Below are 25,120 nucleotides of genomic sequence, written 5' to 3'. Positions count from 1 at the left end.
AGTTGTAGTCCGACTCAGTTTAGAAGGGGGCGGGGGTGGTTCACAAGGAAAAGATTTGGGACCACGAGATGGACACGAAATGGACACGAGATGAAAACAAAAAAAATATTAGCCACAGATGGACACAGATGGACGCAGATGTGGGCCGTGCCGGGTGAGCGGCCGTGCGGCTTCGGAGGGGCCGTGCTCACTGAGGGCTGAAAAAATGGACCACGAAATGGACACGAAACTGAGGATGGCACGGCGGGTACTGACGCCCCCCTGTGGGAGCGGCTTTCAGCCGCGATTGCAATTACTCGGTTGGCACGCCGGCTGTTTCCTGATGGTTCAGTGCCGGGATTGCGCCGGGGGTTGTTACACGGAGAACACAGAGGATCCACGGAGGACACGGAGCGGGGAATTGTTTCGGCTTCGATAAAGGCCGCGTGTCGCTGATGGTTTATTGGCCGTCGATGGCTTGATCGCGGCTGAAAGCCGCTCCCACAGCGTTTAGAGAGCAGCGTGCCAAGGGATGGATTGTCATCGCGGATAAATCCGCTCCCACGCTGCCTATAGCCACCCCACTGCCCGCATCAGGCACGGCCCCTCCGAAGCCGCACGGCGGCTCACCCGGCACGGCCCACATCTGCGTCCATCTGTGTCCATCTGTGGCCAATAATGTTTTTCGGTTTTATCTCGTGTGCATTTCGTGTCCATTGCGTGGTCCCAATCCCCTCACTGCACCATCACGGGCTGGCCGTCGCGGAGGCGTTCGGCGCCGCGGATGACGACGCGTTGGCCGGCTTCCAGGGGGCCGCGGGCTTCGATGCGGTCGCCGGCGCCGGTGCCGGTGGTGATGCGCAGGCGGCGGACGGTGTTGTCTTCATTGACCACGAAGACGAAGATGCCGTCGCTTCGCAGTACCAGGGCATCCCGGGGAACAGAGAGCACTTTCCGGGCTTCGGCGGTGGGGATGTCCACACGTACGGTCTGGCCCACCGGCAGGGGGTCGCTGAAATCCAGGCGCATTTCGAAGACGTGACGGTTTTCCGAACCCACCGTCACCAGGGCGCGCAGGGTGGCTTCATGGCCGTGGTTGCCGCTGCTGAAGCTCAGGGTGTTGCCGGCCTGCTGGTAGGCGAAAAAGGACAGCGGGGCGCGGGCAACGATTTCCAGGTCATCCGGATTGAGCAGGCGCAGGATGGGGGTGCCCATGGCCACCCGTTCACCGGCCTGGGCACGGCGCTCGGCCACCACGCCGGGGAAGGGGGCGCGGATGCGGGTGCGTTCCAGCTGGTGGCGCACCTGGGCCAGGCGGCTTTCCGCCACCGCCTTTTCATTGGCGGCGGTGTCGCGTTCGGAGCGAGTGCGGTCCACCTCGGTGAAGGACACCATGTCGCGCTCGGCGAGGCGTTCCAGCCGGCGCTGCTCCGCCTCGAGAAAGCGCAGGCGGGACTGGGCACGGCTGACTTCCGAGACCAGTTCCTGCTCGCGCAGGCGCAGGGCGGTGTCCTCGATCTCGGCCAGCACGGCATCGCGCTCCACCCGCGTGCCCACATCGGCAATTCTCAGCAGGCGTCCCTCCACTTCGGTGGACAGCACGGCGTCGGAGCGGGAAATCACGGTGCCGGAGACCTGCATCATGGGGGCCATGACCGAGCGCTCAACGGTGCCGGTCTGCACGGGTGCAGCGGGCGGTTGCTGGGCCGCGGCGCTGCCCAGGGTGATGACGGCCAGCAGGCCGAGCAACAGGTTCATGCCTTGTTTCATGCGGTGCGAACCTCCTCCCGCAGCCGCAGCAGGCTGGGCAGCAGGATCAGGGTGAACAGGGTGCTGACGGCCATGCCGCCAACGATGACCGCCGCCAGGCCGCGATAGACCTCGGTGCCGGCTCCGGGCATCAGCAGCAGGGGCAGCATGCCGAAGAGACTGGTGGTGGTGCTCATGAGGATGGGGCGCAGGCGCTGGCGCACGGCGGTCTCCACCGCCTCGCGCCGGCCGAGGCCGTCGCGCTCGCCTTCCCGGGCCCGGTGGACCAGCAGGATGGCGTTGTTGACCACCAGACCCAGCAGGATGATGAAGCCGATCATGGTCAGCATGTCCATGGCCTGGCCGGTGGCCAGGCCCGCCAGGCGCAGGCCGATGATGCCGCCCACCGTGGCCATGGGCAGGGTCAGGAGTACCAGCACCGAATCCCGGAAGGAGCGGAACAGGGCCGAGATCAGCAGGTAGAGGATCACCACCGCGAGCAGGAAGCTTCCGGACAGATTGCGCAGGGTCTCGCCCAGGGCTTCGGCGGTGCCGCGATAGGTGATCACGCCATCGGCCGGCAGGGCGGCCCGGATCTGCGGGCTGACCTGTTCCGAGATGATGTCCAGCGCGGTCTCCAGGGGCATGTCCGAGGGCGGAGTGACCAGCAGGCTGAGGGTGCGGCGGCGATCCACCCGGCGGATCTGGTTGGGGCCGGCGGTCTGCTCGAGGCGGGCCAGTTCACCCAGGGTCTTGATGTCGCCCCGGGGCGTGGCCAGGGGCGTGCTCATGAGTTCTTCCGGGGTGGTCCAGCCTTCCCGGCGCAGCACGATGTCCAGGCGGCGGTCGCCGTCGAAGTAGTCACCGAGAAAGGTGCCATCACCCAGGGCGCGCAGGGCGGTGGCCACCTGGTTGCGGGTCCAGCCGGCCTCGGCGATGCGACGATCGTCCGGGATCAGGCGCAGTTCCGGCTCGGCCAGTTCCAGGCCGGGCAGGGGCCGGACATTGGCGCCGGGCAGGGCCCGGTTGAGGGCCATGAAGCCCACCTGGCCGGCCGCCAGCAGTTCCTCGAAATCGGCTGCCTGCAGATCCACCTGGATGCTGCGTCCGCCCCGGCCGATGAACAGCGGCGCCCGGTTGGCGCCACCGAAGGTGTCGGGAATGCCGCGCACCGCATAACCGTTGACGAAGCCCAGCAGTTCCCCGAAACGCTTCGGGTCTTCGGCCACGGCGCCGAAGAAGATGCCACCACCGAAGAAGCCCATGAACATGTCTTCGATGCGCGGGCCGTCTTCGCCGTTGTCACCGCTTTCCAGCAGCAGGGGGCGCATGCGTTCGTTGATGGGGGTGACGATCTCGGCCTCGGCCGTTTCCACCCCGAGGCCGGGCGGCGTGACCAGGAAGCCGAAGAGGAAATTGCGCTGGCCTTCCGGCAGGTAATCCGCCGGTGGAATGAGCAGGGCGCCGATGAGGACGGGGATCACCGTCAGGCCGCCGATCCAGGCCCAGCGCCGGCGCTGGCCGTCGGTGGCCTGCATGATGACGCCGGTGCCGCGATCCCACCAGTCGGCGTGGCGATCCTTCAGTTCCCGTTCCCCCAGCAGGCGCCAGGCGGCGGTGGGCAGCACGGTGATGGCCACCAGCAGGGAACAGATGATGGCCGCCGAGATCACCACCGCCAGGTCGGCGAACAGTTGGCCGGCCTCGTCCTGCAGGAAGATCACCGGCAGGAAGATGGCCACGGTGGTGGCGGTGGAGGCCAGCAGGGCACCCCAGACCTGACCGGTGCCGCGAAGGGCCGCAGTAAAGATGTCCTCGCCCGCCTCCCGTCGTCGCACGATGTTCTCCAGCACCACGATGGCGGCATCCAGCACCATGCCCACGGCAAAGGCCAGGCCGGCTAGGGAGATCACGTTGAGGGTGCGGTTGGCGCCGTCCAGCACCAGAAAGGAGAACAGCAGGCAGAGGGGAATGGCCAGGGCCACCATCATGGTGGCGCGGAAGCGGCGGAAGAACCACCACAGCACGGCAATCGCCAGCAGCATGCCGAGGATCAGGTTGGTGGCCACCATGCGGATGGACTGGGTGATGTAGATGGTGTCGTCGTAGAGCTGCTTGATCTCCAGCCCGGCCGGGTTGATGTGGGTCCGCTCCAGCTCGGCCACCACCGCCTTGAGCTCGCTCATCACCTCCAGCACGTTGACGCCGGGTTCCGGCACCACGTTCATGGCGATGGTGGGCTCGGCGTTGTGGGTGATCAGGGCGCGGCGGTCGCGCATGACCCGCTCCACCGTGGCCACGTCACCCAGATAGACCGGGTTGCCTTCCCGCCAGTCCAGTACCAGGTTCTGCATGTCGGCCACTTCATAGCGTCCGGCGAAACGCAGGGTGTAGCTGCGCCGGCCCATTTCCCGGAAGCCGCCGGAGACGTCATTGTTGTCGCCCAGCTGCTGGCCGATGCGGGACAGGTCCACGCCGATGTTGGCGGCCATGAAGGGGTCGAAGCTGATGCGGATCTCGTAGGGCCGGCCGCCGCGGGGCGTGGCTGAGGAAATCCCCGGAATGCGTTCGATGCGTTCCTTTACCACCTGGTCGACGAAGTCCTGGAATTCGGCGATGTTGCGTTGATTGCCGGGGGCGCGCCGGATGGAGAACCAGGCGATGGTCTTGGCGAAATCCTCGTCACCCACGCGGATGGTGGGTTCGGAGGCATCGACGGGATAGCGCTGCACCTGGTTGAGGCGGTTGATGACCTCGATCAGCACCCGGTTGATGTCGGTGCCTACCTTGAATTCCAGGCTGATGGAGCCGCTGCCCTGGCCGGCCGTGGCCACCATGCGTTCCAGCCCCGGCACGTCCCGCAGCAGGGCTTCCTGGGGTTCGAGGATCTCGGATTCCACCTCGGCCGGCGCCGCCGCCCGCCAGGCCGTGGACACGGTAATGGACGGGCGCTCGATGTCCGGCGTCATCTGAATGGGCAGACGCGACAGGCTGATCAACCCGAAGATCACCAGCAGAATGCACCCCACCGCCACCGCGACGGGGTTGCTCAGGGCGATACGTGTAAGCGACAAGTTCCTTCCCCCCCGACCGGCCTCAATGCCGTGATGCTCAGGGGGTGAATTGTAGAACAATGGGGGGTTCTAGGGGGCTTTTGGGACCACGAAATGGACATGAGATGGACACTAAATTGAGGATGGCACGGCGGGTACTGACGCCCCCTGTGGGAGCGGCTTTCAGCCGCGATTTCGATTGCTCGGTTGGCACGCCGGCTGTTTCCTGATGGTTCAGTGCCGGGATTGCGCCGGGGGTTGTTACACGGAGAACACAGAGGATCCACGGAGGACACGGAGCGGGGAATTGTTTCGGCTTCGATAAAGGCCGCGTGTCGCTGATGGTTCATTGGCCGTCGATGGCTTGATCGCGGCTGAAAGCCGCTCCCACAGCGTTTAGAGAGCAGCGTGCCAACCGAGTGATTGTCATCGCGGATAAATCCGCTCCCACGCTGCCTATAGCCACCCCACCACCCGCATCAGGCACGGCCCCTCCGAATCAGCACGGCGTCTCCCCCGGCACGGCCCAACATCCGTGTTTATCTGTGTCCATCTGTGGCCAATAATGTTTTTCGGTTTTATCTCGTGTGCATTTCGTGTCCATTTCGTGGTCCCAATCGCCCTTCAATCCACCTGCACCCGGCGGCCGTCTTCGATGCGGTCGCCGGGGTGGGTGATGAGGGTTTCGCCGCCGTCGAGGCCGTCGGTGATCTGGGTGCGCAGGCCGCTGCGGCGGCCGGTCTCCACGGCGCGCAGCTGGGCGCGGCCGTTGTGGACGACAAAGACATGCCACTGGTCCGCCTGGCGGAAGAGGGCGCTGGTGGGGATGTGGATCACGTCGTCGCCTTCCCAGAGAATGAAGCGGGCTTCGACGCGGAAGCCGTCGCCCAGGGGCCGCCAGTCCTCGCGCGGGCTGCTGAGGCGGACGATGACCGGCACCCGCTGTTCGTCCACGCCCAGGGCGGAGACCCGCATGAAGCCGCCGGGCTCGACCCGGCGCACTTCGCCTTCCAGAGTGGTGTTGCCACCCCAGCGATCAATCTCCACCCGCATGCCCGGGCGCACGCGCACGGCGTCCATGGACAGCAGATCCACACGGATTTCCAGGTCAGCCAGATCGCCGATCTCCATGATCTCCTCGCCGGCCATGACCGGGCCTTCGCAGCATCGGTGGCGGCGGGTGATGGTGCCGCTGATGGGCGCGCGCACGGCCAGCGTGGGTTGCTCGGTGCGGGCTCGTTCGCCATCGGCAATTTCCAGATTGGCGCGGGCCGCTTCCAGCTCGAAGCGGGCGACTTCCACCGCATGCCGGGCGCCGCGCTCGGCGGCGCGGCTGGCGTCCCGTTCGGTGCGGGCGCGGTCGAGTTGTTCCACCGAGACCAGTTCGCGCTCGCGCAGGGCCTGGATGCGTTCGAATTCGGCCTGGGCCTGGCGGTGGCGGGTCTCGCGGGTCTCCAGTTCGGCCTGTGTGGCTTCCAGCCGCGAGCGGGCCGCCGATACCGCCTCCCGGGCCTGTTCCCGGGCGCGCGGATCCAGTGCCGGAGCCGGCAGGGCTTCCAGCTCGAACAGGGGATCGCCGGCGTCCACCTCATCCCCCGGTTCCAGTTCCACCCGGCGCAGATAGCCGTTGATGGGTGAAGACACCGTGTAGGGGGCACGCAGGCGGGTGCGCCCCTCGTCCTCCACCCAGGCCTCGAAATGCCCCTGCTCCACCTGGGCCACCGAAACCGGCACCGGGCTGGGCATCAGCACCAGGACCAGCAGGGCCAGGAGGATCAGCCCGGAGAGGATGAGGATGATCTTCTTTTTCAGGCTCATGGTTTCTACTCGACGGTTTTCAGGGCGGTCACCATGTCCAGACGGTGCAGGCGCCGGGCGATCATCAGCAAGGACAGAATCGAGGCCACGATCACCCCCAGGGCGGCGAAGGCATAGGTCCGGGGCGTAATGATGAAGGGAATGCGGAACATGTCCATGGTCATCGCCTCGCTCAGGGACCAGGCAAGACCGGTCCCCACCAGCCAGCCCACGGGAATGGCGATCAGCGTGAGCAGGGCGATCTCGCCGATCAGGATCCAGGCCACTTCTCCGCGGGTGAAACCCAGCACCCGCAGGGTGGCCAGTTCCCTTTCCCGCTCGGCGAAGGCAATGCGGGCGTTGTTGTAGACCACGGCGAAGGCGATGGAGCCGCCCAGCACCAGCAGCACCCCCATCATGATCAGTACCGTGTCCTCAATGTAGTCGCGGATCTGGCTTTCGGCATCACCGACCAGGCCGATGCCGGCCACCCGGGGCAGATCCCAGAGGCTGTCGTAGAGGGCTTCGCGCTGGGCGTCATCGGTCAACAGCCAGGCACCGGACACGGCCGGGCCCTCGCGCATCAGGCGGTTGAGGGCACGGCGCTCCATGTAGGCGCTTACCCCGAGCGGTTCCGAGACCACGCCCGCCAGTTCCACGGACAGGGTACGGCGGTGACCTTCCATGACTTCCACCGTGAGCCAGTCACCGGGACGAACGCGCAGGTGGTCGGCCATGTAGTCGGTCAGTACCAGGCCGTCCGGTGGCAGGGTGAGCGGACGGTGTTCGGCGTCGATCAGGCCGCGCAGGGCGGGGGCCGCGTCCATGCCCTGGATGCCGGTGCGATAGTCCCGGCGGCCGTTCACCAGGCGCACGGGGACATTGCGAAAACCCTCGGCGGCCAGCACGCCCGGGTGATGGCGCAGCTCGGCCAGGGCCCGTTCCGGTGTGGGGTCGGTGAAATGGAGAATGACATCGGACTTCATCACCAGGCGGTACTGGGTGTCGATGAGATGATCCAGGGCGTTGAACTGGAAGCTGCCCACCAGCAGCAGGGAGGCGGACAGGCCGATGCCCAGGGTGGAGAGGCTGGCCTTGTAGCGGTGGCGGGCCAGGTTGCGCAGGATGATGCGGCTGCTTTGATCCAGTAGTTGGCCGAGTCGGGAGCGTTCAATCCAGCCTTGCTTGAACACCTCCGGCGCCGGCGGGCGCATGGCCTCGGCCGGGGCCAGGGACACCGCCCGCTTGACCGCCCGGAAGGTGCCCAGCATGGCCGCGCCCCCGGCCACCGCCACCCCCAGCACGATGATGCGCGGCTGCACGCGAAAGCTCATTTCCGGGAAACGGAAATACTCCTGATAGACCTCGGCCAGGGCATCAGCCGCCCAGGCGCCGAAGGCCACGCCGAAGACCGAGCCCAGCAGGACGATGACGCCGGTAAGCAGGCCGTAGTGAACAGCCATGTCGCGGTTGGAATAGCCGAAGGCCTTGAGCACGGCCACGGTCTGGCGCTGGGTACGGATGATCCGTCCCATGAGAATGCTGAGCAGGAAGGCCGAGACGCCCAGGAAGATGGTGGGCAGGATCACCGCCATGACCCGCAACTGGTCGATCTCCTCGCTCAGGAAACGATGGGACATCTGCTCGTCGCGGTCGTGGGCACCGATGCCGCCGTAGGGGGCGAGAATGGCATCCACCGCATCAATGACCGGGGCCGGCTCGGCGCCGGCCTGCAGGGTCAGGACCAGGTTGTTGAAGGCACCGTCCATGTCGAAGGCGTTGGCGATGGCGCGGCGGTTCATCCAGAGCACGGCGAAGCGCTCGTAATCCGGCAGCAGGTCCGCCGGGCCGATCTGATAGACCCACTCCGGTGACAGCACCACACCGCTGACGGTGAGCGATTGCTGGCGGCCGTTGATGATGGCGGTGAGCTGGTCACCGGCACGCAGGTCATGGGCTTCGGCAAAGGGCTCGCTGACCGCCACCTCGTCACTTCGGCCGGACGTCGGCAGGCTGCCTTCTCGGATATGCAGACGGTTGATGGTGGGCTGGCGTCCGTCCGGAATGGAGATCAACTGGCCCCGCACCGGGTCGGCAAAGGCGGGCACTTCAAGGCGAACCGGTGCCTGAACCCGTGTCTCCACCCGGTTGACGCCGGGAACGGTGCGTACCCGTTCGGCTACCCCTTCCGGAGCCCGTGTGAGATTCGCGAACACCTCAGCGAAATGATAGTCCTGGTAGAAACGCTGCTGGCTGAGCTGAATGGCGTCGAGATTGGTCACCGCCAGCACCAGGGTCATGACCCCGGCGCCCAGCACCACCGCAATGGCCGCCACCTGTCCCTTGAGATGGCTCAGGTCCCGCAGCAGCTTGCGGTGGATGGTCTTCACCAGTGCAGCTCCCGGGGCGCCTTGCGAGAGTCGTTCACATGCACGTTGGCGACCCGGCCGTCACTCAGCTGGATCACCCGGTCGGCCATTTCGCCGATCACCTGATTGTGGGTGATCACGGCGGTGGTGGTGTTGAGTTCCCGGTTGATGTGCTCGATGGCTTCCAGCACCCGGATGCCGGTCTTCGAATCCAGCGCCCCGGTGGGTTCGTCACACAGCAGTACCGCCGGGCGCTTGGCGATGGCCCGGGCAATGGCCACCCGCTGCTGTTCGCCGCCGGAGAGCTGGGAAGGGAAGTGATCCATGCGCTCTTTCAGGCCCACCAGTTCCAGGGCCTCCTCCGGGCGCATGGGGTTCTTGCTGATCTCGGTGACGATGGCCACATTCTCAAGGGCCGTGAGACTGGAGATGAGGTTGTAGAACTGAAAGACAAAGCCCACGTGGTCGCGGCGGAAGGTGGTCAGCACTTTCTCACCGGCGCGAACCAGGTTCTGTTTACCGTAGCGAACCTCGCCATCGGTGGCACTGTCGAGCCCGCCGAGAATGTTGAGAAGGGTGGACTTGCCTGAGCCCGAGGCGCCGAGCATCACCGTCAGTTCGCCGGCAAAGAGCTCCATGTCCACCCCGCGCAGGGCGTGAATCTCCACCTCGCCCATGCGATAGACCTTGGTCAGGCCCCGGGTGGAAAAGACCACCTCCTTGTTGGCTTTCTCGGCTGCCTGCATGAAAACGCCCCCGCGTTCCGTGGTGATTCAATTTATCAGTTTTGGCGGGTCGGGATTTGATTTGGGTCAAGGGCGAGGAGCAAGGAGCAAGGAGCAAGGAGCAAGGAGCAAGGAGCAAGGAGGGCTGGGGCAATCTGCTGTGGGAGAGGCTTTAGCCTCGACAGGTGCTTTCGGATGGCAACAATCGAGGCTAAAGCCTCTCCCACACTGTCGCTATCCCGGACAATCCCTGTCGGAATTTTTTGATACGCCCCGTCCCGCCATTGCCTTGATCCCGCCCCCCGAATAAAACAGGCAAAAACAACCACAAAAGGGGGAACACCAATGGCCATCACCGCCTGGCCCGTGGCTGAACGGCCGCGGGAGAAACTGCTTGCCCGCGGGCCCGAGGCCCTGTCCGATGCCGAACTTCTGGCGATCTTTTTGCGCACCGGCGTGCCCGGCATGACGGCGGTGGATCTCGCCCGGGATCTGCTGGCCCAGTTTGGCAGTCTGCGCGCCCTGCTCAATGCTTCAAAGGAGGAATTCTGTGCCGGTCGCGGCATGGGCGAGGCCAAGTACGCGCAGCTGCAGGCGGTGGTGGAAATGGCCCGCCGACACCTGCATGAAGAACTGGAACGGGGCGAGGTGCTGTCCGACCCCGGCCGGGTGCGCCGCTTTCTCACTGTCCGCCTGCGGGATCTGCCTCATGAAGTCTTCGCCTGCATCTTCCTCGACAACCGTCACCGGGTGATCCGCTTCGAGGAGCTGTTTCGCGGCACCATCGATGGCGCTGCGGTCCCGCCCCGGGAAGTGGTCAAGGCGGCACTCGCCCACAACGCCGCCGCGGTCATCCTCGCCCATAACCACCCCTCCGGCATCGCCGAACCCTCCCGTTCCGATCGCAACATCACCGACCGCCTGCGGGACGCCCTCGGCCTGGTGGACATCCGCGTGCTGGATCATTTCGTGGTGGGGGATGGCGAGGTGGTGTCGTTCGCGGAACGGGGGTGGGTTTGAGGGGGGGCAATGGCGGCTCTACAGGCACCGTTTTCGTGGGCCTGCTACTGGCTGTGGGAGCGGCTTTAGCCGCGATTGTTGCCATCCGAAAGCACCTATCGAGGCTAAAGCCTCTCCCACATTGATGTGGTCCACCGCTTTGGCATTGCATCGCATTGGGTGAATTCAGGAAAGGTCGTATGCCAGAAAGAAACTATGGAGGTAGCCGCCTGCTGCGTTTGGGGCGATCCTCATTGGCAGGCCATGTCTATATGCTGACGGCGTGCACGGAAAATAGGAGGCCGATATTCAGGGATCTGTTCTCCGCCCGACTACTCGTCAGGGAATTTCAGCGGGCCGAGGTTGACGGGCTGGTCAGAAGTATCGCCTACGTTGTCATGCCTGATCATTTCCACTGGATGGTTCGTCTTGGATCCGTGAGTGACTTGTCTTCTTTAGTCCAACAGGTGAAGGGGCGGTCAGCATTTGGCATCAACCGTATGAAAGGAATATCCAGACGAGTTTGGCAGGACGGATTTCATGATCGTGCTGTCCGCAGAGGGCAGGATCTTCGGGCGCTTGCCAGGTACATTGTCGCCAATCCCTTGAGAGCGGGGCTTGTTGAGGATATTGGTGATTGGCCACATTGGGATGCGGTATGGGTGGAAGGCGGGGGTGATGACAGCCCCCTGGAGCCATAATCTGTTGTGGGAGCGGCTTTAGCCGCGATTGTTGCTATCCGAAAGCACCTATCGAGGCTAAAGCCTCTCCCACAACACCTTGGGCATTATTGTTCCGGTCCCAATGACGTCGGAGCCAGAGATGACGCCGTGCCGGCGGTGCCAATAGCGAGGTTCCGGGCGATTTGGCCCGTGAATGGCCCCACCCACACACGCCCCCAAATCTTCCGCTACAATGCCCGGCATTCGATTTTCCGGGGAGTGACTCATGGGTTTTCGACTTCGTGTTCCGCATACGCTGACGCTGCTGTCAGTCATGATCATGATTGCGCTGGTGATGACCTGGGTGGTGCCCCAGGGTTCTTTCGAGCGCGAGACGGTGGTGACCGAGGAGGGAACCCAGCTTGAGGTGGTGGTGCCGGGGACCTTCGAGCTGGCCGCCGAGCGGGAGATTCTCACGCCCTGGGACATGTTCGTGGCCGTGCCCCGGGCCATGGCCGCGGCTCAGGACATCATCTTCTTTGTGCTCATCATTGGCGGTGTGCTGGCGGTGGTGCGGGCCACGGGCACGGTGGACGCCCTGATCGGTCGGCTGCTGGAACGCTTCGGCGACAAGCCAGGCACGCTCATTTTCATGGTGATCTTCTTCTTCTCCCTGGCCTCGGGGAGTATCGGCACGGCCGGGGAGTACATACCCTTCGTGCTTATCCTGGTGGCCCTGTGCCGGGCCATGAAGCTGGATGCCATGACCGCCGTGGCGGTGACCATCTGTGGCTATGGCATTGGCTACGGGGTGGCCATCTTCAATCCCTTCACGGTGGTGATTGCCCAGTCCATCGCGGAAGTGCCCATTTATTCGGCGGCCTGGTTCCGGGCGGCCATCCTGATTCCCTTCGTGCTGATCGGCGTGCATCACGTCTATCGCTACGCCATGCAGGTGCATGCCGATCCGGAGCGCTCCCTGGTCAAGGGTCTGGAAGTGCCGGATCAGGGCGAACCGCCGGCGGAGTACCCCCAGCTCAACATGCGCCATCGCCTGATCCTGGTGCTGTTCCTGGCCACCATCGCTTTGACCGTCTGGGGTATCGCCACCCAGGGCTGGTGGTTGTCCGAAATGGGGGCGGCCTTCCTGGTGTTCGGTGTGGCCTCCGCTGCCGTCGGGCGGCTGGGCGCGGATGATGCCGCCGCCCGCTTCATTCAGGGGGCCATGGAGCTGGTGACCACCGCTCTGCTGGTGGGCTTTGCCCGCTGTATTGCGCTGATCATGGAAGACGGCCAGATCCTGGATTCCATCGTGCACGGTCTGTCCCAGCCACTCAGCCATCTCTGGCCCCAGTTCTCGGCGGTGGGCATGCTCATCATCCAGAGCATTCTCAACCTGTTCATTCCTTCCGGCTCCGGCCAGGCCTTCGTGACCATGCCCCTGATGGCCCCGGTGGGTGATCTGGTGGGCGTGAGTCGCCAGGTCGCGGTGCTGGCGTATCAGTTCGGTGACGGCTTCGCCAACATGATCGTGCCCACCAATGCCGTGCTCATGGGCATTCTGGGGATTGCCGGGGTGTCTTACGGCGCCTGGTTCCGCTTCTGCCTGCCTCTGTTCCTGAAGCTGCTGGCCGCCGCGGCGGTGGTGCTGGTGGTTGCCGTGACCTTTGGGGAGATGTTGCCGGGGTTTTGAATTCGGAGTGCTGAGTGCTGAGTGCTGAGTGGGGCGTTAGAAGGTGCCGGGGTACTCGGAGTTATTGGCCTTGAGAGTGAGGCGTAAGGCGTAAGGTGTGAGGTGAAAGGCAGAGCGCCTACGACGCCCAACGGCCGGCCTTATTGGCGCGCAGCGCGGAAGCCGAAGGCTTCTGGTTTTCACCTCACGCCTTACGCCTCACTCGTCATCAAAAGAGCGGCGTGCCAAGCCGGCAAATTGTGATCGCGGATAAATCCGCTCCTACGGTGCCAATAGGCACCGCCCACTCAGCACTCCTCCGCCTTCATCCTCCGCGACATGCGAACAAAGCCCAACGCCCCCAGCAGCACCAGCAGCAGCGGCAGCAGCAACACCCAGCGACTGTAGTCGGGCGCGAAGGTGACGGCCAGCTGATACAGCCCCACGCCGAACAGGGGGGCGATGAGGCCGCGCAGGCCGGTGAGGCTGACGTGTACGCCCATGTATTGCGAGGCCTTTGCCACCGGGGCGAAGTCGTGGTGGCCGACGTTCCAGCCCAGAATGCCGCCGGCCATGGCGGCGCCGTACAGGGCCGAGCCGATCCACATCAGGGGCATCCAGCCGGTAATGGCGGCCAGGGACACCACGGAAAAGGCCACCACGAAGCCCCAGCTCTGCCGTGCCCGGTAATGCACCACGTGGCGTGAATCCAGCATGCGGGCCCAGAGCGGTACGCAGAAGGGCATCACCAGCAGGGGGATGGAGCCGGTGATCATCATCTGCTGGAACTGGGAGTATTGCAGCTGTTCGGCCAGGATCAGGATCAAGGGCGCCTTGAGCATGAGATTGCCGCTGCCGAAAATCATCATCAGGCTCATGTAATGGCGAAAACGCCCGTCCTCGCGCAGGATGCCCAGGGAGGAGAAGGGATTCATCATCTTCTCTCGGGCGGCCAGTTCGTCCCGGAGCAACTGGCCGTGTCGGCGTACCCGCAGGCGACCGTAGCCCAGCGCCCCCACCAGCCCGATCAGGGCCAGCACCGGCAGGATGATACGGAAGGCATTCTCGTTCTGGTCCATGGACAGGCCCAGCACGATGCCCACCCCGCCCATGATCAGAGCGGCGAAGGTGACCAGGCGCCCGGTCATGTAGGCCAGCAGTTCCCTGGGATAATTGGCCCGCCAGACGGTGGAGCGAATGGTGGTCACACCGGACCAGCAGACCCGGGCGGCAATCACGCCGATGGTCATGAGAACCAGCCCCAGGGGATTGATGGGGGCGGCGGCGATCAGCAGCAGACACAGGACGCAGGCCACCTGGGCGAAGAGCAGAAAGCGGATCTTGTCCCGGCCCTGACTGCCCCAGGCCCACAGGAAGCTGAAGATGTTGGCCAGCTGTGGCGCCCCGGTGACCAGGGCCACGGCAATGCTGAGCCAGAAGTTGGAGACTTCACCGGCAAAGGCGTTCTTGACGATCACCCCGGCCACGCCTCCTTCCACGGCGCCCAGGGCAAAGGCCAACAGGGCCCAGGAGCGGATTTCCCGCGGATAGTGGGCGCGTGCCATCCAGGGCAGCTGGCGGCGACCGTAAAGGTTTCTCAGGCGTTTGCTGGTGGCTCCCAAGACAGGCTCCTGCAACTGGGACAGGTGACGAATGAGCCGATCCGGGCAGGAGGTGGAGAATCCGGGATGGCCGGTATCCGCCGTGGACCATGCGGCCGTGGTGGGTGCCCGAGCGAGCCGCATGCGGTTCGGCTCCCCTGAATTCTACCGGATTTGCCGACGAATTTCCCTGAACCGCTTCACAGCATGGGGAGTCCAAATCGGTAAAATAGGGCAGAATCGGGCCATGACCGCCTATTCAGCACACGCCGTGACCATTCCGGGAGGGATGCATGCGTTTGACCCACATTGGTGTATGCGTAATCGCTTTCCTCATTGCCGCCTGCAGCGGGGGTTCTCTGCAGGGTGCCCAGTCGGCGGCGGTCATACAGATTCTCGAACCCATTGATGCCCCCGGGGAGCGCGGCCCTTACGATCTGGGCTGGCACGTGGAATTGCAGCTGGATCGCATGAGCGACGTTCGGCCAGGGGATTACATCGAGCCTTTCATGGCCGGTGAGGCGTCGCTGCGGCTGGATGCCGTGTTGCAGGAACACGAGCGGGGGGCACCGGAGGTCTGGCGCGGCCGTCTGCATGATGACGATGGGCAGCGGGGCAGTTTCACCATTACCCGTCAGGGCAGTCTGATCATGGGGCGCCTTCGTGCCGGTCAGCATGTTTATTCCCTGGAAGGGGATGAGGAAGCGCGGGTCGGTCTGTACCGGATTGACCCGGACAAGCTTCCACCGCCCGGTCCGCCGATGGTGCCGGATGAAAACGAGAACGACAATCAGTGAAGAAAAGGTGAGGAAAGCGACGATGATGCGCGTATTGATGTTTCTGGCCCTTGTGGCTTGTGCCTCCGGACTGGCAGCCCAGGGTCAGCCGCTGCTGTTCCAGTTTGACGATAGCCAGACGGCGGCATTGGCCGAGCACCAGACGGCCCCCCAGCCCCTGGCCGACCAGCAGGCTACGGCGTTTGATGTGACGGCGTTGCTGGGTGGTGGCCTGCTCAATCTGCCCGATGGGCAGCTTTACCGTCTTGAAGCGATGGAAGTCCGCGACGACGGTGATGGCACCTTGGTCTGGCGCGGGCACCTTTATGACGGTGAACGCCGGCAGGGAAGCGCCACCTTCACCATTAGCGGGCAGCGGGCTGCCGGTCTGTTTGCCGTTGGCCCGCGCCGTTTCGAGTTGGTTTCCCTGAGTCCGGGCCTCCATCTGTTGCAGGAGCGTGATCCGCGACACGAGCCCCCGGCCCATCACCCGTCGGGCCCTCTGCGCCCGAAAGGCGTGGACGGCGAGCGGTCCCTGCATGAGGTCATGCAGAAGCCTCTGGGAATGGAGGCTGAAGAAAAATCGGATGGACAGGATCCGGTTATTGATGTGCTGGTGCTCTATACCCCGGATGCCGTCTCCTATTATTCCGGTGTTGGTGGCGGCGAACCGTCCCTGCGGTTGGCGATCCGCAACGCCCTGGAAGCCACCAATACGGCCTACATCAACAGTGAATCCACTCACCGGGTGCGCCTGGTCGCCCAGCAGCTGTTCAATTTCAACGAAACCGATGACATGCGCGACGATCTGCGCACCCTCACCAACAGCGGTGCCGCGCAGAATCTACGGGATGCATACGCCGCGGATCTGGTCGCGTTGATCGGTGACCATTCCGACACGGGGGTGTGCGGCATGGCCTGGATCAAGACAGGGCTTGGCGGAAGCTGGAGCGATTCCGGTTATTCCGTTACCCGCGCCTTCTGTCTTGGCAATCAGACCTTCGCCCATGAACTGGGGCACAACATGGGGCTCGCCCATGACCCCTCCAATACGGATCTGGAACCCCATCAGCTGATCCAGGAGTGGGCCTACGGTCACCGTGTTCCCGGTGAATTCCGGACCATCATGGCCTATGGAACGGGTTGCAGCAGTTGCCCGCAGATCGATCATTTCTCCAACCCGGACGTGCTTACGGAAAATGGCATTGCCACGGGTCTTGTTGACGAGCGGGACAATGTCCGCGTCATGGCCTACACCGCCGAGGATATTGCCGCTTACCGTGAGCCTGTGGCCACCCTTGGTGAAGCGCTCAATGCCAGCGGCCTGGACTGGCGCACGGGCGGAGGTGCCACCTGGCTGGCCCAGGAGGTGGTGACCCGTGACGATGCGCCGGTTCCCGCAAGTGGCCCGCTGTTTGGCGGGGAAAGCAGCTGGATCGAAACCAGCCTGCCCGAACCCAGCCAGGTAAGTTTTGACTGGATGACCAATCTCGATGGGGATTTCGACGTGGCACTTGAACTGCACGTCGATGGTGTTCTGGTGGACTCCTATTTTGGTCCGGCGGGTGAATGGTCCGGTACGGAACTCTCCGCCGAAGGCTTTTCACCGACCCTGCGCTGGTCGGTCCGGGCCCCCGAGGGCAGCGGTTTCGACAACATCGGTCGTGCCTATCTGGCCAATGTGAGCCTGGTGGATGGCGATGCCTTTACCGGTGTGCTCTACAACAGCCTCGGTCAGGGTGTGGAGGATGTCACGGTGGTGGTCGAGCCCCAGGCCGGTGGTGAGTACAGCGGCAGTTCCAATCGTGATGGCCAGTTCGGTTTCTCGGTTCCCACGGCCACCGTCCAGGCGGGGGACGTGATCGCCTTCCAGGGCCCCGGCGTAGTCACGGAGGAACGACCGGCCGAGGAATGCCTCGGTGGTGGCGGTGCCTGTGATCAGTTGATTTCCGGGGTGGACCGTCAGATTTCCGGTACGGTCTCCGGTCTGTTTGCCGGTGAAAGCGTCTCCCTGCTTCTGTTTTACCGTGTCGGCGATGACGATCCCGTGGTTGCCGAGAACATCGAGGTTACGGCCAATGCCCAGGGTGTGGCCCCTTTCAGTTTCGACGCTGACAGCGTGGTTCGTTACTGGCGAATCCAGGCCGACGTGAACGGTTACACCAATCGTCGCCTGACGCCGGCTGATGGCTTTGTCGTTCGTGAAGGCAACCTGGATGACGTCAGCCTCGTGCTGGAAGCTCAGGCGCCGCGGATTCTTAACGCCGCGACTGGAAACGTGGGTGAGGATTTCTTCGAGGCAACGGCGGATATCGAGACCCAGGGTCGGGATCAGACCATTCGACTGGAATACGGGCAGGATTCTTTCGGAAGTGTGGTGACGCAGAACATCAGCGGCAACCCTGACGAGGCGGTTCCCGTCAGTTTCAACGTGAGTGGTCTGTCCTGTGGCAGCGGCTATCAGTGGCGCATGGTGGCCACCAGCGATCACGGCGCGGAGCGCACCAGTGCCACCCGCAATGCGCAAACATCGGCCTGCCCGAGTGGCAGCGGTGGCGGCTCATCTTCCGGCTGTTCGCTCGCCGGCCCGGACAGCCGCCTGGATCCGCTCCTGCCCCTGCTGATGATTCTGGCCCTGGCGGGCCTGATGGCCCGCCGTCGCCTGGCCTGATTCCGGGCCGGATGATCCATGGAGTGATGCTGGCGCTCACCAGAGCGCCAGCATCACCACCAGGGCCAGCAGCAGAATCACATCGAAGGCGAATCCCAGGCTGTTCATGGCCCGTCCCTCACGGGGCAGGGCAGGCAGCTGGCGCAGCAGGGGCAGCATGGCAGCGGCCAGGGCGAGGCAGAGCACGGCCGACAGCCAGAACAGGGCCATGGGCCAGAGCTGCCAGGGTGCGTTGAGCCAGACCACGCCCAGAATGAAGGCGGCACTCATGCCGCTGCCGATGCCATTGAGCCAGCCTTTGGGGTGCTTGGCCGTCCCCTTCAATGTCTCCCGCAATTCCACCCGCCGGCCAAAGAGCGTGATTGGCGCCAGCGCCAGCATGACCAGGAAGAAGCCCTGCCACAGCAGGCTGACATCGGGGTGCGGCAGGGCCTGCTCACCCTCAAGCAGGGCCCAGGCGGCCGGATCCATGGAGTGGCTGGCGTTGGCCAGCATGATCAGGCCCCGTTCCGATTCCGGCATCCAGGCGAGAAAGCTACTGTAGCCCCCGGTGCGGCCGTTGTGCCAGTAGACGGTTTCGCCGTTTCTTTCACGGATGATCCAGCCAAGCCCCATGACGGGTTCACCGTCTTCGTTCCGCAGGGCCACCGACAGGCTGCGCTGCATGGCCGGGTGCTCGGCGGCGATCACGGCGTCGAGGAAGCGTTCCATGTCAGCCAGGCTGGAGACCAGGCCGCCGGTGGGGTTGTAGGCATCCAGCCGCCAGTTCGAGGCGGCCAGCCCGTTCTCGCGATGAGGCCTTTGCAGGCGCGGATCGCCCAGGGCGTCCCGGGTGAAACGGGTGTCCTTCATGCCCAGGGGCTGGAGCAGGCGTTCCTCAATCAGCTGTTCATAGGGCTGGCCCGCCGCCTCGGCCAGCAATTGACCCAGCAGGGCCATGCCCAGGTTGGAGTACTGCATCCGCCCCCGGTTTTCCAGCTCATCCGACGACAGGGCAGCGACCGCATCCAGGATTTCCTCGCGGGTGCTGCCGGCATAGGGGTCGCCCATTTGCAGCAGCAGGCGCCGCAGCATGGGGCCCTGGGTCGGCAGGCGAGGCAGGCCGGAGGAATGGGTGGCCAGCTCGAGCAGGGTGATGCTGCCCACCTCCGTGTCCAGCACCCGTCCCTGGGGCATCAGCTCGGCAATGGTGGTGTCTTCCGAGACCATGCCGTCCTCGATCAGCTCAGCCAGCAACAGGCCGGTGAACAGCTTGGTGATGGAGCCAATCTCGAACAGGTGATCGGCCACCTCGGTGTCGTTCGTCGGCTTGCCCGTCACGCGCCGTTCGCCGTCTTCCCGCTGAAGGACCGCGAGCGAAGGCGCCGCAGAATAGGCGGCAATTGACTCGCCAGCGTCAGGGTGCTGAGCCGTGGCGGGCGCGAAAGCCAGTTTGATCAGGAGCAATAACAGCAGAAGCCTGCCCGATTTCAATGGTTGCCCAATCTCTCGATACATCAATCAATGCTCCAAATTGAGTAGGCCCACGACCCGGTTTTGGTCTGGACGGCCCATTGGCTGCAAAGTGGATAATGGTACTCATTCCCTCTGGGAATGTGCTAGCTTCGATAGGATCACCACTCGGCCACTCTGTGTCGATTCGAGGGGAAAGTGGCGAAAACAGGATGAACACACAATAAGGAGGTTATTTGATGGCCGGTTTGAATGAATTGCTCAAGGCATTGGGCGCAAGTGCCGAACTGGAAGCACGCTACGGGCACGATCCGGAAGCTGTCATGGAACAATTCGGCTTGAGCGAGGACGAAAAGGCTGCGCTGCGATCTGGTGACATGGAGCGCATCAAGGCCTTGTCAGGCTGTTCCGAGTTGTCATCCAGCAATACCACCTTCAAGTCCTACGACTGAGGTTGCCGGCCATTCGAGAGCCGGGTCTTGATCATGCGCCCAACCCGTCAGTACATCCGGGAATTCTGGGGTTCAACCACATCGACTGCATCCTTGGCGGAAGCCGGTCGGCGAGGTGCTCTACTGCTTGCCCTGATGATCATTTCATTTCCGCTTCTGGCAGATAGCCCGTTGGAGCAGGAAGTTGACCGGATTATTCAGGTGAGCCAGACCGCGCCCTGGCAGGAATCCCAGGCAAGGCTTGATGCCATCCGTCATCGAATGCACGAACTGCCGCCAAGGCGCCAACATGAACTGCGCCTGGTCGAGGCGCGTAATCGGATGCTTGCGGGTGCTCTCCGAAGTGCGCGCCGGGACCTCGACGAGTTACTGGCGCAGGATCTGCCGACAGATCTTCGCGTAAGAACCCTGTCATTGGCGGCGAATGCTGCTGAATCAACTCATGATTTTGACTCTGCCTATCGCCTGTTACTCGATGCATTGGAGTTATTGCCGAGCGTGGACGAGCCGCAGGCGCACAGTCAGGTCTTTTCCCGTGCCTATGCCTTGTTCTTGCGAGCGGGGGACCATGACCGTGCTCTGGACTATGCGCGCCGTTCCCTGGCGGCCTCCGAGGAAAGCGGTGATGTACGGCGCCTATGCTATGACTTGATCCACCTGAGCAATTCTTTGCGCGTTCATCCCGAATATGGCATTGGGTATGCGCGTGATTACCTGAGGCAGGCCCGTGAACAGTGCGTGGCCGCGGCAGACCCGGTATTGATTGCCGTGACCGAGAATATGTATGGCCAGTACCTGCTGGATGCAGGTGACCTTCCTGAGGCTATCGCGCAACTTGAATATGCCGTTGAGCGAATGCGGCTGAGCAGCTTCCATGTCGGTGCCCTGGAGGCACGCTATTTTTTGCTGCAGGCCTATGTCCAGGCAGGGCGTTTTGAGTCTGCCAGGCAGGTGGCCGATGGGCTGGTGGACGCGTTCATGGAATACGATCGCTTGAGTGATGTCATTGCGGTCAAACAGGAATTGCTTGCCATCGCAGAAACCGAAGATGACTTTGAGCGAGCTTATGAGTATCAGCTCGCTATCGATCAGTTGCAGGAGGAGCAGCTCAATCGGCAGGAAGGTGCGGCGGGTCTGGCCTATCGGCGAGTCAGTTTCGATACGCGTCTGGCGAACTATGATCGCCTGGTGGCTGAAGGGAGACTGGCACGTGAGCGCTGGCTCCGTAATGCGTCGGCTGGCGGTGGCTTCTTGCTCATCTTTCTGGGTTTTGCCATGTTTCAGCGCTACCGAAACTGGGCACAGTTGAATGCCAGAGTTGAGCAGCGCAATCAGGAACTGGCCGGACTGGGCGAGATTGCCCGAAGCATCAACATCCACTCCACGGCCGAAGGTGTCTACCGCGTGCTGTTGGAGGGAGGCATGCGCTTGTTCGGCCCGGTCTACCGTAGTGAAATCCTGACACGTGACTGGCGTCGACGAGAGTTTCGCTGGGTTGCGATTCACGGTTCAAACGAGGACGTCTTGCCGCTCCGTGGTGTGCCAGCGGACGAGTTGTTGACTCGCTATGTCCAACAGGCCAGGGAGCTGGCACCGGGGATCCATTTGCAACAGGGCCCCGCCCTTCGGCCGGGTTTCCCTGCTCGAGTGGCGCGGTCAACGCCACGATTCACGGGCATGGCATCAGAGCAGCAGCTGGTTCTCACGTTGGCCCAGGACGTGACCGTCGAGGGTGTGCTGGTTCTGGCCATTCCGGGAAACGTGGATGCGGCTGAAGCAATCGACCTGGATCGCATGGGCCGCCTGCGTGCCCATGCACTGGTGGCACTGGCCCGGGCTCATCAGCTTGAAGAGTTGTCCCAGGAGCGTGTCCGCGCCGAGCAGGCATTGAAGGATATGGAGCAGGCCCGGACCGGCCTGGAAGAGGCCATTGCCGAGTCGCTCAAGGCAGCCGAGGCCAAGGGGAATTTCCTGGCCCAGGTTTCTCATGAACTGCGCACACCACTGAACGCGATTAATGGTTTCAGTCAGAAGCTGCTGAAACGGCTGCCGGCAAGCAATTCGCCAAAAATTCATCGCTATTCAAGCCAGATCGATACAGCCAGCCGACATCTGCTGTCTCTGATTGACGAGCTTCTGGATGTTAGTCGTCTGGAATCCGGACGGATGCCCGTCAGTATCGAGTCGGTCGAATTGTTGCCGTTGATTGAGGAAGTGGCCGGGATGGTGCAGCCACAGTACGAACGAGCCGGTAATCGTCTTCTGCTCGAGATGGATCAGGCGCCATCACGGGTTCAGACCGATGCCCTGAAATTGCGCCAGATACTGCTTAACCTCGTTTCCAATGCCTGTCGCTTCACTGACGATGGCTGCGTACGACTGTGTATCCGTGAGGAAAGGGTGGCTGGCGAGGATTCATCGAGATTGCTCATTCGTGTTGAGGATGACGGCGTGGGAATTGCCGCCGATGAGCAGGAAAGGATTTTCGAACCCTTCAGTCAGTCCAATCGTGAGCTGGATCGTCGAGTGGGTGGTGTAGGCCTTGGTCTGGCGGTGACCCGAAACCTGTGTGCCTTGCTGGGTGGTGAGATTTCCGTCAGCAGCCAGCCGGGTGAAGGCGCGACGTTTTCGATTGACTTGCCCATGCAGCCGACTCGTTCTGGGTTTTCTTCGGCAATCCCGGAGGTGATCGGCGACAAGATCCAGCGATCGGATGGTCAGCCCCTTCGCGTTTTCATGGTGGAAGACAACCGTATCAACCGGGAGCTGATGAGCGAGTTTCTCACAATGGAGGGGATGGTCGTTGCCTCGGCCGAGACCGCCGAGGCCGGACTGGACGCCATTCCTGACTGGCAGCCCGACGTGATCCTGATGGACATGCATCTGCCGGGTATGCAGGGGGATGAAGCGGTGCGCAAACTGAAGCAATCCCCCGCGACGAGTGCCATTCCGGTGATTGCGGTTTCTGCCTTTGCCGGTGATGCCATGCGCATGCGTGCACTGGAGGCCGGTTGCGCCTTCTATGAAACCAAGCCCGTGGACTTTTCCATCCTCCTGAATCGTATCGTCAGCCTTGCTGGCAAGGGGCAGGCATGAGCGCCGCTTCAACGCAGGGTTCACTGGTGTTTATCGGCAGCGGCATTACGCTCGGGCGCCATCTCATTACCCGTGCGATGTCGGAGATGGAATGCGCTGAAGTGGTCTTTTCCATGACCGATGGCTGGGCCCATGAATGGTTGTCCCGGCGTCACCCCGATGTGCGGCCACTGCAGGATTTCTACGCGCCCGACAAGGATCGCCGTCAGACCTACCGGGAAATGGACGCCGCCATCATGGCCGAGGTGCGGGCGGGCAAGCGGGTGTGTGCGGTGTTCTATGGTCACCCGGGTGTGTTTGCCGACGTGCCGCATGAAGTCATCCGCAAGGCCCGGGCCGAGGGTTACCCGGCCCGCATGGAGCCCGGCATTTCCGCAGAGGCCTGTCTCTATGCCGATCTGGGCATGGATCCTGGCCGGCGGGGTGTGCAGTCCTTCGAGGCGACCCAGTTTCTGGTCTATCAGCGCCAGCTGGACCCGACGGCCTTGCTGATTCTCTGGCAGGTGGCGCTGGCCGGGGATCTCGGTTGTACGAAGTTCGACGCCGAGGCCGGTCGCCTGCGGGTGCTGCGGGACAAATTGCTCAACTGGTACGCGCCCGAGCATGAGGTGATTCTGTATGAGGCTGCGCAATTGCCAATTGCCGAGCACCGGGCGGACCGCCTGGCACTGGCAGCCCTGCCGGAGGCCAGCTACAAGGAGTACACCACCCTGGTGATGCCACCTGCCCTGGAACTCGAAGCGGATGAGAGTGCCCTGGCCGCCCTGGGCTATTCCCGCCAGGATCTGGCGAGTTAGGGGATCTCAATCAGAGCTTCCCTGATCCCCCGGAGCGGGGCCGCCGAGCTGATCCAGGCCGATCAGCAGCCGCACGTCGGCGCGCTCGTCCAGTTCATCGGCCCGGGTGACGATCTGGATGCCCGGCAGGGAGTGACCGAGGGAGACGGCGCGTTCGGCCATGCCATCCCGGTAGCGGATATGGCTGCGCCACGGAGGCTGTTCCACCATTTCTTCATGCAGGGCCACCACGCGATGCCCGCGTGACTCCAGCATCATGGCCACCTGCACGCCGAGGCGGCGAACGCCGGAGCGATTCAGCAGTTCGATGTTGAGCCCGTCCGCCTGCCGTTCCAGTTCGGCAATGCGAGCCTCCCGGTCGCTGAGCAGTAATTCATAGCCGCCCATCGCCCCTTCCAGTGCCTCGATGCGCTGCCGGTTCTCGCGGATGTCGTCCCGGCCGGCATCAATGGATTGCTGAAGGCTGGCCGGGCTGGGTGGGGTCGCGGGCTGATGGCTGATCTGCAGCGAAGCACGGCGCCTCGGGGCCAGGCCATTGCCGGGCAGGTCCACGCCGGCGGTCAGATCCAGCGCCCAGCGTGGATTGAATCGCCAGCGCACACCGGGGCTGACACCCAGTGCCAGGCGATCCTGGAGATCGTCATCACTGAACGAGAGACCTGAATCGACCGCCAGTAGAAGGCTGACGGAATCATTGAGTGACTGGTTCAGCATGGCGCCACCGCGCAGGCCGGTGACCGAGCGCCATCCCGGTTGATCGGTGGCCGCCACATCCCAGCGGCCAAGGCGGGCGTGAACATGAAGATGATTGTCTTCGTTCTGGCGGATGCGGCTGGCGACGCCGATGGCCCCTTCGTGGTGGCCACTGCCGACGCCGCGCGCCTGTTCGGCTGTCAGCAGGCTGCCCTCCAGGAAGAAAGTGCTTTGCCGGTAGCCGGTGTCGGCGAAGGGAACGGCGAGATTGATTCTGAAATCCCGCAGGCCGGCCTGATCACCCAGGTGGAGATAGCGGGGTGTGATGGCCAGGGTCTGGCGGGTGGGCAGGGAAAAGGCCACCCCCGTTTCCAGCAGGAAGCCGTCACCGATTCCCGTGCCGTAATCGAACCATCGCAGCTCAAGCCGTTGACTGACGGTGTCGTCGGCCCCGGCCAGCCCGATGGCAGGGATGGCATGCGCGGTTGCCGAGGCCGCCGAAAACAGGATGAGACAGAGCAGAGTTCGTTGGAGTGACATGTCTTCCATCGGGCGGCTGGCGAATCAGGATGGTTCA

Annotated in this window: 16 protein-coding genes; 8 read left to right on the top strand and 8 right to left on the bottom strand. The window is 63.5% G+C overall.

Annotated elements, in window-relative coordinates; genetic code table 11:
- Window positions 1–714: 714 nt before the first annotated feature.
- The 5 genes from RBH19_RS09435 to RBH19_RS09415 all read right to left on the bottom strand — a co-directional run bounded on the left by RBH19_RS09435 (window position 715) and on the right by RBH19_RS09415 (window position 9,693).
- Window positions 715–1,749 (bottom strand): efflux RND transporter periplasmic adaptor subunit, encoded by a 1,035-nt coding sequence (locus RBH19_RS09435; protein ID WP_306728594.1) that lies wholly within the window; start codon window positions 1,747–1,749, stop codon window positions 715–717.
- The gene (locus RBH19_RS09430) at window positions 1,746–4,802 is read right to left on the bottom strand and encodes an efflux RND transporter permease subunit (RefSeq protein WP_306728593.1); all 3,057 of its coding nucleotides are present in this window, start codon (window positions 4,800–4,802) and stop codon (window positions 1,746–1,748) included. Before RBH19_RS09430 ends, RBH19_RS09435 begins: the two co-directional genes overlap by 4 nt.
- A 603-nt stretch (window positions 4,803–5,405) precedes the next feature.
- Window positions 5,406–6,599, bottom strand: a complete 1,194-nt coding sequence (locus RBH19_RS09425; protein ID WP_306728592.1) for an efflux RND transporter periplasmic adaptor subunit — start codon at window positions 6,597–6,599, stop codon at window positions 5,406–5,408.
- A gap of 5 nt (window positions 6,600–6,604) precedes the next feature.
- Window positions 6,605–8,968: an ABC transporter permease gene (locus RBH19_RS09420; protein ID WP_306728591.1), complete on the bottom strand. Its 2,364-nt coding sequence runs from the start codon at window positions 8,966–8,968 to the stop codon at window positions 6,605–6,607.
- A complete protein-coding gene (locus tag RBH19_RS09415) occupies window positions 8,965–9,693 on the bottom strand; it encodes an ABC transporter ATP-binding protein (RefSeq protein WP_306728590.1) in 729 nt (242 codons plus the stop codon). Before RBH19_RS09415 ends, RBH19_RS09420 begins: the two co-directional genes overlap by 4 nt.
- Before the next feature lie 324 nt (window positions 9,694–10,017).
- Here RBH19_RS09415 and radC point away from each other — a divergent pair, with 324 nt between their 5' ends.
- The 3 genes from radC (at window position 10,018) to RBH19_RS09400 (ending at window position 13,026) form a co-directional block, all read left to right on the top strand.
- Window positions 10,018–10,692 (top strand): RadC family protein, encoded by a 675-nt coding sequence (gene radC / locus RBH19_RS09410; protein ID WP_306728589.1) that lies wholly within the window; start codon window positions 10,018–10,020, stop codon window positions 10,690–10,692.
- Window positions 10,693–10,871: 179 nt separating this feature from the next.
- Window positions 10,872–11,372 (top strand): REP-associated tyrosine transposase, encoded by a 501-nt coding sequence (locus RBH19_RS09405; RefSeq protein ID WP_306728588.1) that lies wholly within the window; start codon window positions 10,872–10,874, stop codon window positions 11,370–11,372.
- 247 nt (window positions 11,373–11,619) lie between these two features.
- Window positions 11,620–13,026 (top strand): YfcC family protein, encoded by a 1,407-nt coding sequence (locus RBH19_RS09400; RefSeq protein WP_306728587.1) that lies wholly within the window; start codon window positions 11,620–11,622, stop codon window positions 13,024–13,026.
- Window positions 13,027–13,313: 287 nt separating this feature from the next.
- On the opposite strand, the gene RBH19_RS09395 is transcribed toward RBH19_RS09400, so the two are convergent.
- Window positions 13,314–14,750 carry an MFS transporter gene (locus RBH19_RS09395; protein ID WP_306728586.1) on the bottom strand — a complete coding sequence of 479 codons (1,437 nt, stop codon included), beginning with the start codon at window positions 14,748–14,750 and terminating at the stop codon, window positions 13,314–13,316.
- 149 nt (window positions 14,751–14,899) lie between these two features.
- On the opposite strand from RBH19_RS09395, the gene RBH19_RS09390 reads away from it, so the two are divergent.
- Both RBH19_RS09390 and RBH19_RS09385 read left to right on the top strand, forming a co-directional pair.
- Entirely contained in the window at window positions 14,900–15,403 is a 504-nt protein-coding gene (locus tag RBH19_RS09390) for a hypothetical protein (protein ID WP_306728585.1), read from the top strand.
- 22 nt (window positions 15,404–15,425) lie between these two features.
- Window positions 15,426–18,053 carry a zinc-dependent metalloprotease family protein gene (locus RBH19_RS09385; RefSeq protein WP_306728584.1) on the top strand — a complete coding sequence of 876 codons (2,628 nt, stop codon included), beginning with the start codon at window positions 15,426–15,428 and terminating at the stop codon, window positions 18,051–18,053.
- A gap of 36 nt (window positions 18,054–18,089) precedes the next feature.
- Here the strand turns inward: RBH19_RS09385 and RBH19_RS09380 are convergent, their stop codons facing one another.
- Complete coding sequence (locus tag RBH19_RS09380) at window positions 18,090–19,550, bottom strand: serine hydrolase domain-containing protein (protein WP_306728583.1); 1,461 nt, start codon at window positions 19,548–19,550, stop codon at window positions 18,090–18,092.
- A 194-nt stretch (window positions 19,551–19,744) separates the two neighbouring features.
- Between RBH19_RS09380 and RBH19_RS09375 the strand changes: the two genes are divergently transcribed.
- From RBH19_RS09375 to RBH19_RS09365, 3 genes are all read left to right on the top strand, one after another.
- Window positions 19,745–19,957, top strand: coding sequence for a hypothetical protein (locus RBH19_RS09375; RefSeq protein ID WP_306728582.1), 213 nt, complete (start codon window positions 19,745–19,747; stop codon window positions 19,955–19,957).
- Between the two features lie 201 nt (window positions 19,958–20,158).
- Entirely contained in the window at window positions 20,159–23,053 is a 2,895-nt protein-coding gene (locus RBH19_RS09370) for an ATP-binding protein (protein WP_306728581.1), read from the top strand.
- Window positions 23,050–23,850, top strand: a complete 801-nt coding sequence (locus RBH19_RS09365; RefSeq protein WP_306728580.1) for an SAM-dependent methyltransferase — start codon at window positions 23,050–23,052, stop codon at window positions 23,848–23,850. Before RBH19_RS09370 ends, RBH19_RS09365 begins: the two co-directional genes overlap by 4 nt.
- A 6-nt stretch (window positions 23,851–23,856) precedes the next feature.
- Here the strand turns inward: RBH19_RS09365 and RBH19_RS09360 are convergent, their stop codons facing one another.
- Complete coding sequence (locus tag RBH19_RS09360; RefSeq protein WP_306728579.1) at window positions 23,857–25,083, bottom strand: LytR C-terminal domain-containing protein; 1,227 nt, start codon at window positions 25,081–25,083, stop codon at window positions 23,857–23,859.
- Between the last annotated feature and the right edge of the window lie 37 nt (window positions 25,084–25,120).

The sequence above is a fragment of the Natronospira bacteriovora genome, from assembly GCF_030848495.1.
GTDB lineage: Bacteria > Pseudomonadota > Gammaproteobacteria > Natronospirales > Natronospiraceae > Natronospira > Natronospira bacteriovora.
This window is presented reverse-complemented; position numbering and strand designations above follow the sequence as displayed.

Coding starts and splice junctions, on each gene's coding strand:
- RBH19_RS09435 (WP_306728594.1), bottom strand. CDS start 1,749: ATGAAACAAGGCATGAACCTGTTGCTCGGCCTGCTGGCCGTCATCACC.
- radC (WP_306728589.1), top strand. CDS start 10,018: ATGGCCATCACCGCCTGGCCCGTGGCTGAACGGCCGCGGGAGAAACTG.
- RBH19_RS09375 (WP_306728582.1), top strand. CDS start 19,745: ATGGCCGGTTTGAATGAATTGCTCAAGGCATTGGGCGCAAGTGCCGAA.
- RBH19_RS09360 (WP_306728579.1), bottom strand. CDS start 25,083: ATGTCACTCCAACGAACTCTGCTCTGTCTCATCCTGTTTTCGGCGGCC.
- RBH19_RS09380 (WP_306728583.1), bottom strand. CDS start 19,550: ATGTATCGAGAGATTGGGCAACCATTGAAATCGGGCAGGCTTCTGCTG.
- RBH19_RS09365 (WP_306728580.1), top strand. CDS start 23,050: ATGAGCGCCGCTTCAACGCAGGGTTCACTGGTGTTTATCGGCAGCGGC.
- RBH19_RS09425 (WP_306728592.1), bottom strand. CDS start 6,599: ATGAGCCTGAAAAAGAAGATCATCCTCATCCTCTCCGGGCTGATCCTC.
- RBH19_RS09400 (WP_306728587.1), top strand. CDS start 11,620: ATGGGTTTTCGACTTCGTGTTCCGCATACGCTGACGCTGCTGTCAGTC.
- RBH19_RS09415 (WP_306728590.1), bottom strand. CDS start 9,693: ATGCAGGCAGCCGAGAAAGCCAACAAGGAGGTGGTCTTTTCCACCCGG.
- RBH19_RS09385 (WP_306728584.1), top strand. CDS start 15,426: ATGATGCGCGTATTGATGTTTCTGGCCCTTGTGGCTTGTGCCTCCGGA.
- RBH19_RS09395 (WP_306728586.1), bottom strand. CDS start 14,750: ATGCGGCTCGCTCGGGCACCCACCACGGCCGCATGGTCCACGGCGGAT.
- RBH19_RS09405 (WP_306728588.1), top strand. CDS start 10,872: ATGCCAGAAAGAAACTATGGAGGTAGCCGCCTGCTGCGTTTGGGGCGA.
- RBH19_RS09390 (WP_306728585.1), top strand. CDS start 14,900: ATGCGTTTGACCCACATTGGTGTATGCGTAATCGCTTTCCTCATTGCC.